We start from the raw sequence: 15,193 nt of genomic DNA on the forward strand, positions 1-15,193 counted from the left end.
TGCCGTGTCAGTGGAGGCGCAGTATAGACACTTCTCGTGCCCTGACAAGGGCTAATTTCAATTTTATTTCTGAGTGCGTATTTTTTCGGCATTGCGTACTAAACATCAGCATTAAACGCGTTTTTTTGCGCCAAGCTGAGCAAATTCATGTGCGAAATGCTCAACCTGTTGCCAATCGGTGTATTCAATCTCTTTACTGCTGTCCGTCTCACCGCCGGTCATTCGCATAATAAGCTGAATCATCACCCGATCGAGCCAACCATAGCGCGGGTAGCGCAATGCACCAGCAAACACACCGCACAGTGCGGGTTGCCACGGTGAGCGCAGCAAAAACTTCCTGGTGTAGGGATTGGTTTGTGCAGTGCGCTTTTCTGGCTTACGAGCGGTCAGATTCACAGAGAAGAAAGCATTTGGCAGACGCTGCAATTCCGCCAAGTGTTGTTTTATAAAGGTGTAGACCTCCGGCTGGAAATGGCCGTAACGCACCGAAGCACCGATCAGAATGCGATCGTAATGCGCGGGTTCGATATGGTCAGCGGCCGTGAGGTTCACCACATCGCACTCTATCTTCCCCTTTAGCACCGTGGCGATATAAGAGGCGATAGCCTTGGTTTGACCATCCTTACTGGAAAAAAGTATCAACGCTTTCATAGGACATTGCTCTTTGGCTTTTTGTTTTAGGTTATGCGCGCCAGAACGTAGGCGTAAACAACACCAGCAAGGTAAAGACTTCAAGGCGCCCGAACAGCATGGTTGAAATCAGAATCCATTTCGCAGCGTCATTCATGGTAGTGAAGTTATCGGCCACTACACCCAATCCTGGCCCCAGATTGTTTAACGTCGCCGTGACAGCGGCAAAAGCAGAAAAATCGTCCACGCCGGTGGCTATAACCGCCAGCATACTGACAATAAACACCAACGCATAGGCGGAGAAAAAGCCCCACACCGCTTCGAGAATACGTTCCGGCAGCGCACGACGTCCAAGCTTTATAGTATAGACCGCGTTAGGGTGCACCAACCGCTTGAGCTCGCGGTGCCCTTGCAAGAACAACAGCAGGATGCGAATCACTTTTAAGCCACCGCCCGTCGACCCTGCGCACCCACCGATAAAGGCAGAGCACAGCAGCAAAACGGGCAGGAATAGCGGCCAGGCGGCAAAGCTGCTGGTGGTAAACCCCGCGGTGGTCGCCATGGACACCACCTGGAAAAACGCCTGATTTAACGTTTGGATACCGCTGTCGTAGACATTATGGAACCACAGCACCAGTGTGCACACCGCCACCAGCGACAGTTGAACAAAGATGAACATGCGGAATTCCGGATCGCGCCCGTATACCTTGAGGCTTCTGCCGCTCAGCATGGCGAAGTGCAAACCGTAATTACAGCCGGAAATCAGCAGAAACACCGCGATGATGGTATTGATGGTGGGGCTGTTGAAATAGCCGATGCTGGCGTCATGGGTTGAAAAGCCACCGATGGCAATGGTGGAAAAGCTGTGCCCGATAGCATCAAACAGTGACATCCCCGCCGACCACAGTGCTACCGCACAGGCCACGGTGAGCAGCACATAGATCATCCATAACGTTTTCGCGGTTTCCGCGATGCGCGGCCGCATTTTGTTGTCTTTCAACGGCCCCGGCATCTCAGCGCGGTAGAGCTGCATGCCCCCAACGCCGAGGATAGGCAGAATTGCCACCGCCAAAACGATGATCCCCATCCCGCCGAACCACTGCAACATCTGCCGGTAAAACAGAATGGCTTTTGGCAGAGAATCCAACCCGACCAGCGTGGTCGCGCCGGTGGTGGTTAAGCCGGAGAACGATTCGAAAAAGGCATCGGTCACGCTGAGGTTCGGATGTTCAGAGAAGATAAACGGCAGTGCCCCTACGCTACCCAGCACGGTCCAAAACAGCACCACAATCAAGAAACCTTCGCGCGAGGCCAGTTCATGCTTGTGTTTACGATTGGGAAACCAGAGCGCGCTGCCAATAAACAGGGCAACCAGAAAGGTTTGCGTGAATGCCCGTCCTGCGCCGTCACGATAAATCAGAGCAACCAGGCCAGGGATAAACATGGTCCCGGAAAACAGAATAACCAGTAACCCAACAATGCGGGTAATGGCGCGCAGGTGCATGGAGAAACATCCTTAACGAGTCATCAAACAGCGCTGAATTATTATCATATAATGGATATTTGCAACGTTCCCCTGCTTATATCGCGCAAACGGCGCACCGTCTCTTCATAAGCACTGTCAGGGATCGCCACCTGCAACGTCACTTCTGCACCGTAATCACAGCGATTCACTTCGCCGCCCATTTGCCGAATCAACGCGCTGACGGGCTCATGTAAGGCATAGTCACATTGTAACCGATACGCCGTGCGCAGCACTTTTTCCAGCGTCTCCACCTGCTTCAGTGCTTGCTGGACACCGCCACCATACGCTTTGACCAATCCCCCGGTACCCAGCGGGATACCGCCATAGTAACGTACCGAGACAGCAGTTATCTCACCGATTCCGCTCCCTATCAGCTGCGCCAGCATGGGTTTTCCCGCCGTTCCCGAGGGCTCACCATCATCCGAAAAGCCGAGCTGTTGCGAATCATCCGGAGCCCCGGCAACAAAGGCCCAGCAGTGGTGTCCAGCATCAGAATAACGCTCGCGCACCTGCTGCACGTAGGCCTTGGCCGCCGCCACACCGTTGGTCGGCGCCAGCAGCGTGATAAAGCGGCTCTTTTTTATCTCTTCGCTGACGCTGACTTCACAAGCCGGAATCTTATAACGTTGCATCAGGCCAGATTCAGATCCCGCGTCATGTTTTCAACGCGTTTCTCATGGAACACGATATTGTCTTCGATGCGAATCCCACCAAACGGTTTCAGCATGTCGATCTTTTTCCAATCAATATGCTGGCTGTATTGTCCACTGCGCCACGGCGCCAGCAATGATTCGATAAAATAGATACCCGGCTCTATGGTCAACACCATACGGGGTTGCATAATACGCGTGCAGCGCAGGTAGGGATGAGCATCTGGCGCGGCCAGGTGCGTGCCGTGTTCGTCCTGCATGAAACCGCCCACATCGTGCACCTGCAAACCCAGCGGATGGCCCAACCCGTGCGGCAAGAATACCCCGGTCAGCCCGCTCTCCACCATCGCCTCTTCGCTCATCCCTTGCACCAGGTGATGACGATGCAGCAGTTTTGCCACGCGCTGATGCATCTGAATATGGTAGTCGGTATAGCGCACGCCGACCCGCATAGACTCAATCAGCGCCTGCTGTTCCTGATTCAAATCCTTGATGAGCTGCGCAAACAGGTGATCGCTTTGCGCGGAATAGGTGCGGGTCAGGTCGGCGGCATAGCCATGATATTCCGCCCCGGCGTCAATCAGGAAACTGCGAACCTCTGACGGTACCCGCTGCTCAAGCTGGGTATAGTGCAGCACCGCGGAGTGCTGATTGAGCGCGACGATATTGTCATACGGCACATCGGTATCCCGATGACCTGTCGCCGTCAGATAGGCCTGATTGATATCGAACTCGCTCATGCCGGACAAAAAAGCTTCATGCGCGGCACGGTGCCCGACCACCGCCGTTTTCTGCGCTTCACGCATACAGAACAGTTCGTAGTCGGTTTTATAGGCCCGATGGTAGTGCAGATAATCCAGTACGGATTTCGGGTTGATATGTTGCGGAGCAATGCCCAGAGACAGCGCACGTTCAGGCACGTAGCCAAGATAGGCCACACGCTCGCGCGCCGCAGGCAGCAGCGAACCAATATCGTCCACCTTGCGCAACACATTCACGTCAATGTCTTTGGTCCAGAAGCTCTCCGGCAATGGCGCAACGTTATGCCAGTAATCGACCGGAGAATAGAACCACAACCGGGGTTTGTTAACGCCGTCTACCCATAGCCAGCAATGGGGCACGTGGGTCACCGGAACCCAGGCTTTAAACTGAGGGTTAACCTTGAAGGGGTATTCCTGATCGTCCAGAAAACGCGTCAGGGGCTCCCCGGAATGAATTAACACCGCATCAAGCTGATGCTGCGTCAGTACGTTTTGCGCGTGCTGTTGCATCGTCGCCAGATGCTGGTGGAACAAAGATGCCAGCTTTTCCATGAAGATCCTCATTAACCACAGCAAGATACGCTCAGTGTATCACAGTGATCGCAGGAGGGTAGCGGCGAGCGCTTTGTGATCGAAATGGCAAATAATTAATCTTTTATTTGCATTTATTTAACATTCGACCACAATCCACTCATCTGGTCGTACCAGATCATTATACGGTTTCTGGAGATCGCTATGCTTTATCAAAGTGAAACGCTCTATGTGCGCTGGTTGGAGGAAGGGATCGCGGAGTTGGTGTTTGCCTCCCCCGGTTCGGTGAATACCCTGGATACCAAAACCGTTGCCAGTCTGGGCAATGCGTTGACCGTGCTTGAGCAGTTGGAAGGCTTGCAAGGCCTGCTGCTGCGCTCGGATAAACCGGCGTTTATCGTCGGTGCCGATATTACCGAATTCTTGTCGCTGTTCGCGGCGCCGCGCGAGCATCTTCAGACCTGGTTGGAACAAGCCAACCGCATTTTCAACCGTCTTGAAGATCTGCCGGTGCCTACGGTAGCCGCCATCAACGGCTATGCCCTCGGCGGCGGCTGCGAATGTGCTCTGGCGGTGGATATCCGTATCGTTACCCCCGCTACGCGCATCGGTCTGCCAGAAGTCAAACTCGGCATCATGCCCGGCTTTGGCGGCTCCGTTCGCCTGCCGCGTCTGTTAGGCGCCGACAGCGCGCTGGAAATCATTGCCGCAGGAAAAGATATCGATGCGTCAGAAGCGTTGAAAATCGGCCTGGTTCAGGCGGTGGTGCCTGATGAAAAACTGGCGGCGGCGGGAGCAGACGTTCTCCGCCAGGCCATTTCCGGTCAGATTGACTGGTTGTCCTACCGCAAACCAAAGCGGGAACCGCTCAAGCTCAATGCAATAGAAGCAGCAATGAGCTTTACCATGGCCAAAGCGGTGGTGGCGCAAACCGCCGGTAAACATTATCCCGCCCCGTTGACCGCAGTAAAAACCGTTGAGGCTGCGGCGGGGATGACGCGCGATGATGCGTTACGCCTCGAGACACAGAATTTTGTGACGCTCACAGCAACCTCAGCCGCACGTGCTTTAGTCGGTATTTTCCTAAACGATCAGTATGTTAAGGGTAAGGCTAAGAAACTGTCAGGTACGGTATCCGTACCGCGGCAGGCCGCCGTGCTGGGCGCTGGCATTATGGGGGGCGGCATCGCCTACCAGTCCGCCTACAAGGGCGTGCCGATTGTGATGAAAGACATCAACGACAAAGCGCTGGCACTGGGCATGGCAGAGGCCGCGAAACTGCTCAACGGCCAGTTGACGCGCGGCAAGCTGGACGGTTTGAAAATGGCGACTATCCTGAGCCAGATTCAGCCAACGCTCGATTATGGCCGCTTTGCGGATATCGATATCGTGGTGGAGGCGGTGGTGGAAAACCCCAGGGTGAAGGGGGAAGTGCTGGCGCAAACGGAAACGCACCTCGCCGAAAATGCCATCCTGGCCTCCAATACCTCCACCATCCCTATCGCGTTACTGGCAAAATCCCTGCAACGTCCTGAGCGGTTCTGCGGCATGCACTTCTTTAATCCGGTGCACCGGATGCCACTGGTGGAAATCATCCGTGGCCCGCAAACCAGCGATGACACCATCGCACGCGTGGTGGCCTACGCCAGCAAGATGGGCAAAACCCCCGTCGTGGTGAACGATTGCCCCGGTTTCTTCGTCAACCGCGTGCTGTTCCCCTACTTTGCCGCTTTCAGCTTGTTGCTGCGCGATGGCGCTGACTTCCGCCAGATAGACAGCGTAATGGAGAAGCAGTTCGGCTGGCCAATGGGACCGGCCTACTTACTGGACGTGGTCGGTATCGATACTGCTCACCATGCACAGGCGGTTATGGCGCAGGGTTTCCCGCAGCGCATGCAGAAAACCGCACGCGACGCTATTGATGTGCTGTTCGAACAGCAACGCTATGGCCAGAAAAACGGGCAAGGGTTCTACCTCTATACGCCCGATAAGAAGGGCAAGCCGGTAAAAGAGCAGGATAAAAGCGTTGATGCGCTGCTGTCGGAGGTCGCCAACGGCAGTCGCACCTTTACCGCACAAGAGATTATCGCCCGCATGATGATCCCGATGGTCAACGAGGTCGCCCGCTGTCTGGAAGAAGGCATTGTCGCCAGCCCCGCAGAAGCTGACATGGCGCTGGTGTATGGGCTGGGGTTCCCGCCGTTCCACGGCGGTGCCTGCCGCTATCTCGATACGCTGGGCAGCCGCGAATACGCGCTACAGGCTGAGGCATTGGCATCCCTCGGGGCGATATATCAGATCCCCGACGGCCTGCGCCAGTTGGCAGAGCGTAACGACAGCTACTATCCCCCAGCGGCACCGCACGCGGGTATCACTCTCGGTTAATCGGCATGAGGTCACAGAATATGGAAAACGTTGTTATTGTCGACACCATCCGCACCCCGATGGGACGCTCAAAAGGGGGTGCATTCCGTCAGGTGCGCGCCGAAGATCTGTCCGCCCACATGATGCGCAGCCTGCTGAGCCGTAACCCGGCGTTGGACGCCCATGAAATAGACGATATCTATTGGGGCTGCGTACAACAAACGCTGGAGCAAGGTTTTAATATCGGCCGCAACGCGGCGCTGTTGGCGGAGATTCCGCCGACCGTGCCCGCCGTCACGGTCAACCGCCTGTGCGGTTCCTCCATGCAGGCACTGCACGATGCCGCCCGCGCCATTATGGTGGGGGATGCCAGCACGTGCCTGATCGGCGGTGTGGAGCACATGGGGCATGTGCCGATGAACCACGGTGTCGATTTTCATCCGGGCCTGAGCCGCACCGTGGCGAAAGCGGCTGCCATGATGGGGCTGACGGCAGAGATGCTGGCACGCATTCATCACATCAGCCGTGACATGCAGGATCAGTTCGCCGCACGCTCTCATCAACGCGCCTGGCAGGCAACCCAACGCGGTGCCTTCCGCCATGAAATCGTCCCCACGGTCGGCCACGACGCCGATGGCATACTGCACGCGTTTCACGATGACGAAGTGATTCGCGCCGATACCACGGTAGAAAGCCTGAGCAGCCTGAAGCCCGCCTTCGATCCGGCGCAGGGCACAGTGACCGCAGGCAATGCCTCCGCCCTCTCTGACGGCGCAGCCGCCATGCTCGTCATGAGTGAATCACGCGCACGGGAGCGGGGCCTGACCGCGCGCGCGCGTATTAAGGCGATGGCAGTGGTCGGCTGCGATGCGTCCATTATGGGCTACGGTCCCGTACCTGCCGTACAGTTGGCGTTAAAGCGCGCAGGGTTGGCGCTGACGGATATCGGGGTGTTTGAACTCAACGAAGCCTTTGCCGCACAAACGTTACCCTGCCTGAAAGATTTAGGGCTGTTGGAAACGATTGATGACAAGGTGAACCTGAACGGTGGGGCTATCGCGCTCGGTCATCCCCTCGGCTGCTCCGGCGCGCGCATTTCCGGCACGCTGATCAATCTGATGGAACAGCGCGACGTGCAGTTTGGGGTAGCGACCATGTGCATCGGTCTTGGTCAGGGCATTGCCACGGTATTTGAACGGGTATGATTTGCCAACGCGCACGTCGGAGCGGTTATCTCTCCGGCGTGGCGCGGAGCACATTCACTAGGCGGAATCGCGCTCAATCAGGGTAAAACCGATATCGATAATCGGGCTTTCCGTGCTTTTTCCTTCAATCTTGTCAGCAAGCAGCGTGGCAGCCTCTTTGCCCATCTTCCAACTGTCGACGCCCAGCGTTGAGATCGACGGCACGTTATGCGCCGCAAACGCCAAATCGCCGAATCCCATGACGGCCAGTTGCTGCGGCACCGCTACGCCTTGCGCTGTCGCTTCCATGATCGCGCCCTGCGCCAGGGTATCAGAGCTACAGACTATTGCCTCCAACGGCTCGCCTTGCGCCAATAGCTGGCGTAGCCCACTGCGCCCCGCCGCCATCGAGGCGGGTAACGGCACAATGATTTCACTCAGCGCGCAGTCGGCTTGGCGCGCTAAGGCATCATATAAACCGTTTTTTCGCTGCGCCGCACGCCGATCCGCGGCCCAAATCAAACCGAAACGCCGATGGCCTTTACCCAGCAGATAGTCTCCTGCGGCAAAGCCAATCTTCTCATGGGAAAAGCCAATCAGCATATCCAGCGGGGTTGGCGTCAAATCCCAAATCTCGACCACCGGAATCTGCGCATTGAGGATGATTTTGCGCAATTCCGGCGTGTGATGAATACCGGTCAACACCACCCCATCAGGGCGACGTGACAATAATGTGGCCACAATTTCCGCTTCTGTTTCATCGGAATATCCCGCCACACACAGCAGCATATGATAGCCGCGCGCGTCCAGCTCATCGCTGATAGCCTGAATGGTATCGACAAACATGGCGTTGTTGATCTGCGGCACCACCACGGCAATAAGCTTGCTGCGGCGAGAGGCCAACCCTCCGGCCAGCAGATTGGGGATATAGCCGGTAATGCGCACCGCCTCCATCACCTTGTCGATGGTTGCCGCCTTCACCAGCTTGGGCGTGTTCAACGCCCGGCTTACCGTCATTGGCGACAGCCCAGATGCTCTGGCGACATCCTCGAGTGTGGGCGTACGCGGTTGGCTACCCTTGGCGCGTTTATCGCTTTTCAATGACGTGTTTCCTTATCAACGGTCAGACTTCCGGCGTTGGCATTATCCTGAATAGTGGAACGGTTTTCCACTCACCTGCCCGGTAGGCAGGATCTTTTCCATAAAATGATTGCGCTATCATTTAAACGATGCCCGTAATATCAATACCAACGCCCCCCTCACAACCCACAGGCTATTACACAGCGACATTGCTTAATTTGTGATCCATTATACAAAAACAGCGCGTAATAATAGCGCCGACAACAGGTTCGATCTAAAAATGTTAGCGCAATCATTTTATTTCAGGATGCCATCATGACCCTACACGCCAATTCAGATGCCGTAAGCTACGCCAAAACTGCACACACCCCGACAGCAGCCGAGACAGGGGATCGTATTGAACAGGTGAAGATCTCCTTAGCCTTTTTACCGCTGGCAACCCCGGTGAGTGATGCCAAAGTGCTGACGGGACGCCAAAAGCCATTAACGGAAGTCGCAATCATATTTGCTGAAATCCGCACCCGGGATGGCTTTGAGGGCGTAGGCTTCAGCTACTCCAAACGCGCGGGGGGTCAGGGTATTTACGCGCATGCCAAGGAAATTGCCGATAATCTGCTCGGCGAAGACCCTAACGATATCGACAAAATCTACACCAAACTGCTGTGGGCCGGTGCTTCCGTAGGGCGCAGCGGGATGGCGGTACAGGCGATCTCCCCGATTGATATTGCGCTGTGGGACATGAAGGCCAAACGCGCCAAATTACCGCTGGCCAAGCTACTGGGCGCACATCGCGATTCGGTGCAGTGCTATAACACCTCGGGCGGTTTCCTGCATACGCCGCTCGATCAGGTGCTAAAAAACGTGGTGATTTCCCGCGAAAATGGCATTGGCGGCATTAAAATCAAAGTCGGCCAGCCGAATACCGCCGAGGATATTCGTCGCCTCACCGCCGTGCGTCAGGCGTTGGGCGATGACTTCCCGTTAATGGTCGATGCCAACCAGCAATGGGATCGTGAAACGGCCATCCGTATGGGCAGGAAAATGGAGGCGTTCAATCTGGTGTGGATTGAGGAACCGCTGGATGCTTATGACGTAGAGGGCCATGCGGCGCTGGCAACCGCGCTGGACACCCCGATCGCCACCGGCGAAATGCTGACCAGCTTCCGAGAACACGAGCAACTGATCCTCGGCAACGCCTGCGACTTCGTCCAGCCAGACGCACCACGCGTTGGCGGCGTGACGCCGTTTTTGAAAATCATGGATCTGGCGGCCAAACACGGTAAGAAACTGGCACCGCACTTCGCGATGGAAGTGCACCTGCACCTCGCCGCTGCCTACCCTATCGAGCCCTGGCTGGAACACTTTGAATGGCTGAATCCGCTATTTAACGAACAGCTTGAACTGCGCGATGGCCGGATGTGGGTCTCTGACCGTGCGGGGTTGGGCTTCACCATCAGCGAACAGGCGCGGCGCTGGACGGTACAAACCTGTGAATTCAAGTAATCGGTAGCGCATCACGTTGCGGCTGGTGCGGGTCTGCCTGGTCACAACGCAAGATGCTTTGGTGCACCTTTGGCACACGTGCTGTTTCCACCCGTTGATGAACTCCGTCGGAAACAGCACGTTTTTTAAGACACTTAAATGAAGGAGAAGGCGTCGCTATACAGGTGGTCAATCAGCGCACCGCGCTCGTTACAGAAGCGCTCGCGAGCAATTTTAGCCATTTCAAAGCGACCGGCGATATAGATATCGTGGCCTGACAGTGTGCCGTAATCCTGTAATACCGCACTGAGCACCGTACCCGTTCTGCCGTGCCACTCCTGTTCCGGTTGCTCAACCACAGGAATAACCTGCAAATGAGCATATTGGCTCGCCAGCGTCTGTAGCTCGTTCAAATCATACAGGTGCTTAATCTCCCGGCCACCCCAGTAAATCGCGACTTCGCGCTCGGGTTGATGCGCCAGCACCGTCAGCAGGATAGAGCGCGCATAAGAGAACCCCGTACCGCCCGCAATCAGGATCAGCGGACGATCGCTCTCTTCGCGCAGCCAGGCCTCACCGTGGGGGATATCCACCGTCAGCGCGCGCTCTTTCAGAATACGATCCATCACCGCCATCGCATACAAGTTCAGCTCTGAGGCCCCCACGTGCAGTTCGATAAACTGCTGTTCCATCGGCGTTGATGCCATCGAGAACGGGCGCTTATCACGCTCATCCATTACCACCATCAAATACTGACCGGCACGGAAAGAGAAAGGGGCTTCCGGCAACAAACGTACCCGATAAACCGTATCCGTTATCGCCTCTACGGATGTCACTTTACAGCTCAATGTTGTCATGCATTCCCTCTAAGGGTGATAAAAGCAAAACGAATAACAGCGGCACACCCTACATCAAGCACGCGGCGGGCTGTCGTTAAAAATGGCAAGCTCATCCCAGATAGCATCGATACGGGCACACACCTCAGGATCTTTCTTGATGGGGTGCCCCCACTCGCGCTGAGTTTCGCCGGGCCACTTATTGGTGGCATCCAGTCCCATTTTGGAACCCAGCCCCGACACCGGCGACGCGAAATCCAGATAGTCTATCGGCGTATTTTCCATCAGTACCGTATCCCGTGCCGGGTCCATACGGGTGGTAATGGCCCAGATCACATCTTTCCAGTCACGGGCATTGATGTCGTCATCGCAGACAATGACAAACTTGGTATACATAAACTGGCGCAGGAAAGACCATACGCCCATCATCACCCGTTTGGCATGACCCGCGTACTGTTTTTTCATAGTGACTACCGCCAGACGATAGGAGCACCCTTCGGGCGGCAGGTAAAAATCGACAATTTCCGGGAACTGCTTTTGCAAAATCGGCACGAACACTTCATTCAACGCCACCCCCAACACAGCAGGCTCATCGGGCGGACGTCCGGTATAGGTTGAGTGGTAAATGGCATCCTGACGCTGCGTGACATGCGTGACGGTAAACACCGGGAAGTTGTCAACTTCATTGTAATAGCCGGTGTGATCGCCATACGGCCCTTCCGCCGCCATTTCGCCCGGTTCAATGTACCCTTCCAGCACAATTTCCGCGCTGGCGGGCACTTCCAAATCGTTGGAGAGGCATTTCACCACTTCGGTTTTATAACCGCGCAGCAGCCCGGCAAAGGCGTATTCGGAAAGCGTATCTGGCACCGGCGTTACCGCACCAAGGATAGTCGCCGGATCGGCACCGAGCGCGACAGACACCGGGAAGCGTTGACCGGGGTTTTCCTGACACCACTCCTGGAAATCCAACGCGCCGCCGCGATGAGATAACCACCGCATGATCAGCTTGTTTTTACCGAGCACCTGCTGGCGATAAATACCGATATTCTGACGCGCCTTGTGCGGCCCGCGCGTAACCGTTAAGCCCCAGGTGATCAAGGGTGCGGCGTCTTCCGGCCAGCACTGCATCACAGGAATACGGGTCAGATCGACGTCTTCCCCTGACCAAACCTGCTCCTGGCAAGGCGCCGATGACAGCCGTTTGGTGGGCATATTGAGCACCTGACGGAATTTGGGCATGTTTTCCATCAGGTCGCGGAATCCTTTGGGCGGCTCAGGCTCTTTCAAAAAGGCCAGCAGCTTGCCGACATCACGCAGCGCCGCCACGCTATCCTGTCCCATGCCCATTGCCACCCGCTCCGGGGTGCCGAACAGGTTGCACAGCACAGGCATGGTATAACCGGTGGGATTTTCAAACAGCAACGCCGGACCACCCGCACGCAGCGTTCTGTCGGCAATCTCCGTCATTTCCAAATGGGGGCTGACAGGGTGGCGAATGCGTTTCAGTTCTCCCTTCTGTTCCAGAAGCGCGAGAAATTCACGTAAATCACGATATTTCATGCTGATTGTCAATGCAGTCTGGGAAAACGACATTATAAGGTTTCTTGCCAATTCTGTCGCTTCTTCGTGCCGCTATTTATCCGCACAGGGTTTTGTTATGCTTCCCGGCAATGTTCATCGACTGACAGATCATCGACACAACACATTATGGAAGCCTGGTATTTATTGTATTGCAAACGTGGGCAGCTGCTGCGTGCCAAGGAACACCTTGAACGCCAGGCCGTTAACTGCCTGAGCCCGATGATCAAAATGGAAAAAGTCGTGCGGGGAAAACGCGCGGAAGTCAGCGAGCCACTGTTTCCCAACTACCTGTTTATTGAGTTCGATCCCGAACGCATCCATACCACCACGATTGCTGCGACACGGGGCGTCAGCCATTTTATCCGTTTCGGCGCTCTGCCTGCCGTCATCCCCGTGAGCGTGATTACCGAACTGGCGCAACACCCGGTGCAGATAATTCACGATCCACAAACGCCGTATCCTGGGGACACCGTGCTGATTACCGAAGGGGTGTTTACCGGACTACAGGCGATTTACAGTGAACCTGATGGTGAAGCCCGCTCCATGCTGCTGCTCAATTTTCTCAACAAGCAGGTGCCGCAAAGCCTCGATAATCGCCAATTCAAGAAGCTATAGTCCGCCGTACCTGATAAAAGAAACGCCGCCGGTGAGAACACTCACGGGCGGCAAACGGATAGGGCTGAACGGAGGAGACGATTAGCGGGAAAGCTGTTCGTCACGCAGCCATTGTGCAACCTGCTTGGCAAAATAGGTCAGCACGCCGTCTGCCCCTGCGCGCTTGAAGCACAGCAGTGATTCCATCACCAACGGCTGCTCCTGAAGCCAGCCGTTGCGAATGGCCGCCATGTGCATGGCATACTCGCCGGAAACCTGATAGGCAAAGGTCGGCACGCCAAACGTTTCTTTAACCCGATGCAGCACATCCAGATAAGGCATACCGGGTTTCACCATCACCATGTCCGCGCCTTCCTGCAAATCCTGAGCCACTTCCTGCAAGGCTTCATCCCCGTTAGCCGGGTCCATCTGATAGGTTTTTTTGTTACCGCCTTTCAGATTGCTTGCCGAGCCGACCGCATCGCGGAAAGGCCCATAGTAGCAAGAGGCGTATTTTGCCGAGTACGCCATGATCTGGGTGTTCACCAGATGCTGCGCTTCCAGCTCAGCGCGAATGGCACCAATGCGCCCATCCATCATGTCGCTTGGTGCAACGATTTCTGCGCCCGCTTGAGCATGACACAGCGCCTGACGCACCAGAACGGCTTTGGTGATGTCATTAATCACATAGCCGTCTTCATCAATGATGCCGTCTTGCCCGTGTGTGGTATAGGGATCCAGGGCAACGTCCGTCAGCAGCCCCAGTTCCGGCACCGCGTCTTTGAGCGTGCGAATCACACGGGGCATCAGCCCTTCGGGGTTGTAGGCTTCCTCGGCATTCAGCGACTTTTTATCGGTATCGATCACCGGGAACAGTGAGAGTACCGGGATACCCAGCTTGGCGACCTCTTCCGCTTCTTTCACCAGAAGATCCAGCGTCACACGATACACGCCCGGCATCGAAGGCACTTCCTGACGCTGATTTTTGCCTTCCATCACAAACACGGGATAAATCAGGTCATTGACCGTCAACTGATTTTCAGCGACAAGGCGACGGCTGAAATCATGACGGCGTAAACGGCGCAGGCGACGGCCAGGAAAAGCGCCGGGAAAAACATTGCTCATAATTATTCTCCAGAATCATGGCAGCCGGAAAATCCGGCGTGCGTTTTCATCTACTTTTTGCCCCAACATACTGGCGTCTTCATCGCGCCAGACAGCAACTTGCTGAACGATATGCGGCAAAAAGCAGGGTTCATTACGCCGGGATGCAGGTTTTGGTGATAAATCCCGGGGTAACAAATAGGGAGCGTCTGTTTCCAACAACAGGCGATCGATGGGAATCTGTTTTAGCAGATGGCGAAGTGCAATTCCGCGCCGTTCATCGCATACCCAACCGGTGATGCCTATCGACAGTCCAAGGCGCAAGCACTCATCCAGTTCCTGTTCGGTCCCCGTGAAACAGTGCAGCACCGCTCCCGGCAGCTTATCCAGCCAGGGAGAGAGTAGCGCGATAAAACGCGCATGGGCGTCACGGCAATGCAGAAAGACGGGTAACGCCAGCTCTGCGGCCAACGCTAACTGCGCGGTAAAGGCGTGTTCCTGCTGATCGGGCGTTGAGAAATTGCGATTAAAATCCAGCCCACACTCGCCCAGCGCCACAACGGCTGGCTGTTGTGCCAACTGCGAAATCTGCTCCGCCACCGCCGTCGACCAACTGCTGGCATCATGGGGATGCACGCCCGCCGTCGACCAGCAATAATCTGGGTATTCCTGTGCCAGTGCCAGCGCCTGTTCACTTTCATGCAGGTTGGTTCCGGTGATGATCATCCCGCTCACCGCAAGCGCCTGAGCACGCTCAATGACCAGAGCACGGTCGTGAGCAAATTGGCTATTGGTCAGATTGACGCCGATATCAAACATGGACATTCCTGAATGGGTAATGACATTCCCGCACTGGCGAGCGTGTCCT

The 15,193-nt window shown here is 55.7% G+C and carries 13 protein-coding genes; 4 read left to right on the top strand and 9 right to left on the bottom strand.

Features of this window, described 5'->3' with window-relative positions; translation table 11 throughout:
• Window positions 1-111 precede the first annotated feature (111 nt).
• From hemG to pepQ, 4 genes are read right to left on the bottom strand one after another with little or no spacing between them, the layout of a single operon-like run.
• Window positions 112-651 (bottom strand): menaquinone-dependent protoporphyrinogen IX dehydrogenase, encoded by a 540-nt coding sequence (hemG, locus tag J5067_RS18415; protein ID WP_264645512.1) that lies wholly within the window; start codon window positions 649-651, stop codon window positions 112-114.
• A gap of 31 nt (window positions 652-682) precedes the next feature.
• Window positions 683-2,134, bottom strand: a complete 1,452-nt coding sequence (gene trkH / locus J5067_RS18420) for a Trk system potassium transporter TrkH (protein WP_264645511.1) — start codon at window positions 2,132-2,134, stop codon at window positions 683-685.
• A 44-nt stretch (window positions 2,135-2,178) separates the two neighbouring features.
• A complete protein-coding gene (locus tag J5067_RS18425) occupies window positions 2,179-2,787 on the bottom strand; it encodes an IMPACT family protein (RefSeq protein WP_264645510.1) in 609 nt (202 codons plus the stop codon).
• A complete protein-coding gene (gene pepQ / locus J5067_RS18430) occupies window positions 2,787-4,118 on the bottom strand; it encodes a Xaa-Pro dipeptidase (protein ID WP_264645509.1) in 1,332 nt (443 codons plus the stop codon). Before pepQ ends, J5067_RS18425 begins: the two co-directional genes overlap by 1 nt.
• 183 nt (window positions 4,119-4,301) lie before the next feature.
• On the opposite strand from pepQ, the gene fadB reads away from it, so the two are divergent.
• Window positions 4,302-6,482: a fatty acid oxidation complex subunit alpha FadB gene (fadB, locus tag J5067_RS18435; protein WP_264651732.1), complete on the top strand. Its 2,181-nt coding sequence runs from the start codon at window positions 4,302-4,304 to the stop codon at window positions 6,480-6,482.
• A gap of 20 nt (window positions 6,483-6,502) precedes the next feature.
• Window positions 6,503-7,666 carry an acetyl-CoA C-acyltransferase FadA gene (fadA, locus tag J5067_RS18440; protein ID WP_264651733.1) on the top strand — a complete coding sequence of 388 codons (1,164 nt, stop codon included), beginning with the start codon at window positions 6,503-6,505 and terminating at the stop codon, window positions 7,664-7,666.
• Window positions 7,667-7,723: 57 nt separating this feature from the next.
• On the opposite strand, the gene J5067_RS18445 is transcribed toward fadA, so the two are convergent.
• Window positions 7,724-8,746, bottom strand: coding sequence for a LacI family DNA-binding transcriptional regulator (locus J5067_RS18445; protein ID WP_264651734.1), 1,023 nt, complete (start codon window positions 8,744-8,746; stop codon window positions 7,724-7,726).
• A 294-nt stretch (window positions 8,747-9,040) separates the two neighbouring features.
• On the opposite strand from J5067_RS18445, the gene J5067_RS18450 reads away from it, so the two are divergent.
• The gene (locus J5067_RS18450; protein ID WP_264645505.1) at window positions 9,041-10,228 is read left to right on the top strand and encodes an L-talarate/galactarate dehydratase; all 1,188 of its coding nucleotides are present in this window, start codon (window positions 9,041-9,043) and stop codon (window positions 10,226-10,228) included.
• A gap of 134 nt (window positions 10,229-10,362) precedes the next feature.
• Here J5067_RS18450 and fre read toward each other — a convergent pair whose 3' ends face one another.
• Together fre and ubiD are read right to left on the bottom strand one after the other, a co-directional pair.
• Window positions 10,363-11,064 carry an NAD(P)H-flavin reductase gene (fre, locus tag J5067_RS18455; RefSeq protein WP_264645504.1) on the bottom strand — a complete coding sequence of 234 codons (702 nt, stop codon included), beginning with the start codon at window positions 11,062-11,064 and terminating at the stop codon, window positions 10,363-10,365.
• 54 nt (window positions 11,065-11,118) lie between these two features.
• Entirely contained in the window at window positions 11,119-12,606 is a 1,488-nt protein-coding gene (ubiD, locus tag J5067_RS18460) for a 4-hydroxy-3-polyprenylbenzoate decarboxylase (RefSeq protein WP_264645503.1), read from the bottom strand.
• Window positions 12,607-12,753: 147 nt separating this feature from the next.
• Between ubiD and rfaH the strand changes: the two genes are divergently transcribed.
• The gene (gene rfaH / locus J5067_RS18465; protein ID WP_264645502.1) at window positions 12,754-13,242 is read left to right on the top strand and encodes a transcription/translation regulatory transformer protein RfaH; all 489 of its coding nucleotides are present in this window, start codon (window positions 12,754-12,756) and stop codon (window positions 13,240-13,242) included.
• A gap of 81 nt (window positions 13,243-13,323) precedes the next feature.
• Here the strand turns inward: rfaH and hemB are convergent, their stop codons facing one another.
• Both hemB and tatD read right to left on the bottom strand, forming a co-directional pair.
• Complete coding sequence (gene hemB, locus J5067_RS18470; protein WP_264651735.1) at window positions 13,324-14,346, bottom strand: porphobilinogen synthase; 1,023 nt, start codon at window positions 14,344-14,346, stop codon at window positions 13,324-13,326.
• Window positions 14,347-14,361: 15 nt separating this feature from the next.
• On the bottom strand, window positions 14,362-15,144 hold the full coding sequence (gene tatD / locus J5067_RS18475) for a 3'-5' ssDNA/RNA exonuclease TatD (RefSeq protein WP_264645500.1): 783 nt from the start codon (window positions 15,142-15,144) through the stop codon (window positions 14,362-14,364).
• Window positions 15,145-15,193: the final 49 nt, after the last annotated feature.

It is taken from the genome of Candidatus Symbiopectobacterium sp. NZEC151 (assembly GCF_025962655.1).
Taxonomy (GTDB): domain Bacteria; phylum Pseudomonadota; class Gammaproteobacteria; order Enterobacterales; family Enterobacteriaceae; genus Symbiopectobacterium.

Excerpts from the sequence above, each read along its gene's own strand:
- hemG (WP_264645512.1), bottom strand. The coding sequence starts at position 651 with ATGAAAGCGTTGATACTTTTTTCCAGTAAGGATGGTCAAACCAAGGCT.
- trkH (WP_264645511.1), bottom strand. The coding sequence starts at position 2,134 with ATGCACCTGCGCGCCATTACCCGCATTGTTGGGTTACTGGTTATTCTG.
- J5067_RS18425 (WP_264645510.1), bottom strand. The coding sequence starts at position 2,787 with ATGCAACGTTATAAGATTCCGGCTTGTGAAGTCAGCGTCAGCGAAGAG.
- pepQ (WP_264645509.1), bottom strand. The coding sequence starts at position 4,118 with ATGGAAAAGCTGGCATCTTTGTTCCACCAGCATCTGGCGACGATGCAA.
- fadB (WP_264651732.1), top strand. The coding sequence starts at position 4,302 with ATGCTTTATCAAAGTGAAACGCTCTATGTGCGCTGGTTGGAGGAAGGG.
- fadA (WP_264651733.1), top strand. The coding sequence starts at position 6,503 with ATGGAAAACGTTGTTATTGTCGACACCATCCGCACCCCGATGGGACGC.
- J5067_RS18450 (WP_264645505.1), top strand. The coding sequence starts at position 9,041 with ATGACCCTACACGCCAATTCAGATGCCGTAAGCTACGCCAAAACTGCA.
- fre (WP_264645504.1), bottom strand. The coding sequence starts at position 11,064 with ATGACAACATTGAGCTGTAAAGTGACATCCGTAGAGGCGATAACGGAT.
- ubiD (WP_264645503.1), bottom strand. The coding sequence starts at position 12,606 with ATGAAATATCGTGATTTACGTGAATTTCTCGCGCTTCTGGAACAGAAG.
- rfaH (WP_264645502.1), top strand. The coding sequence starts at position 12,754 with ATGGAAGCCTGGTATTTATTGTATTGCAAACGTGGGCAGCTGCTGCGT.
- hemB (WP_264651735.1), bottom strand. The coding sequence starts at position 14,346 with ATGAGCAATGTTTTTCCCGGCGCTTTTCCTGGCCGTCGCCTGCGCCGT.
- tatD (WP_264645500.1), bottom strand. The coding sequence starts at position 15,144 with ATGTTTGATATCGGCGTCAATCTGACCAATAGCCAATTTGCTCACGAC.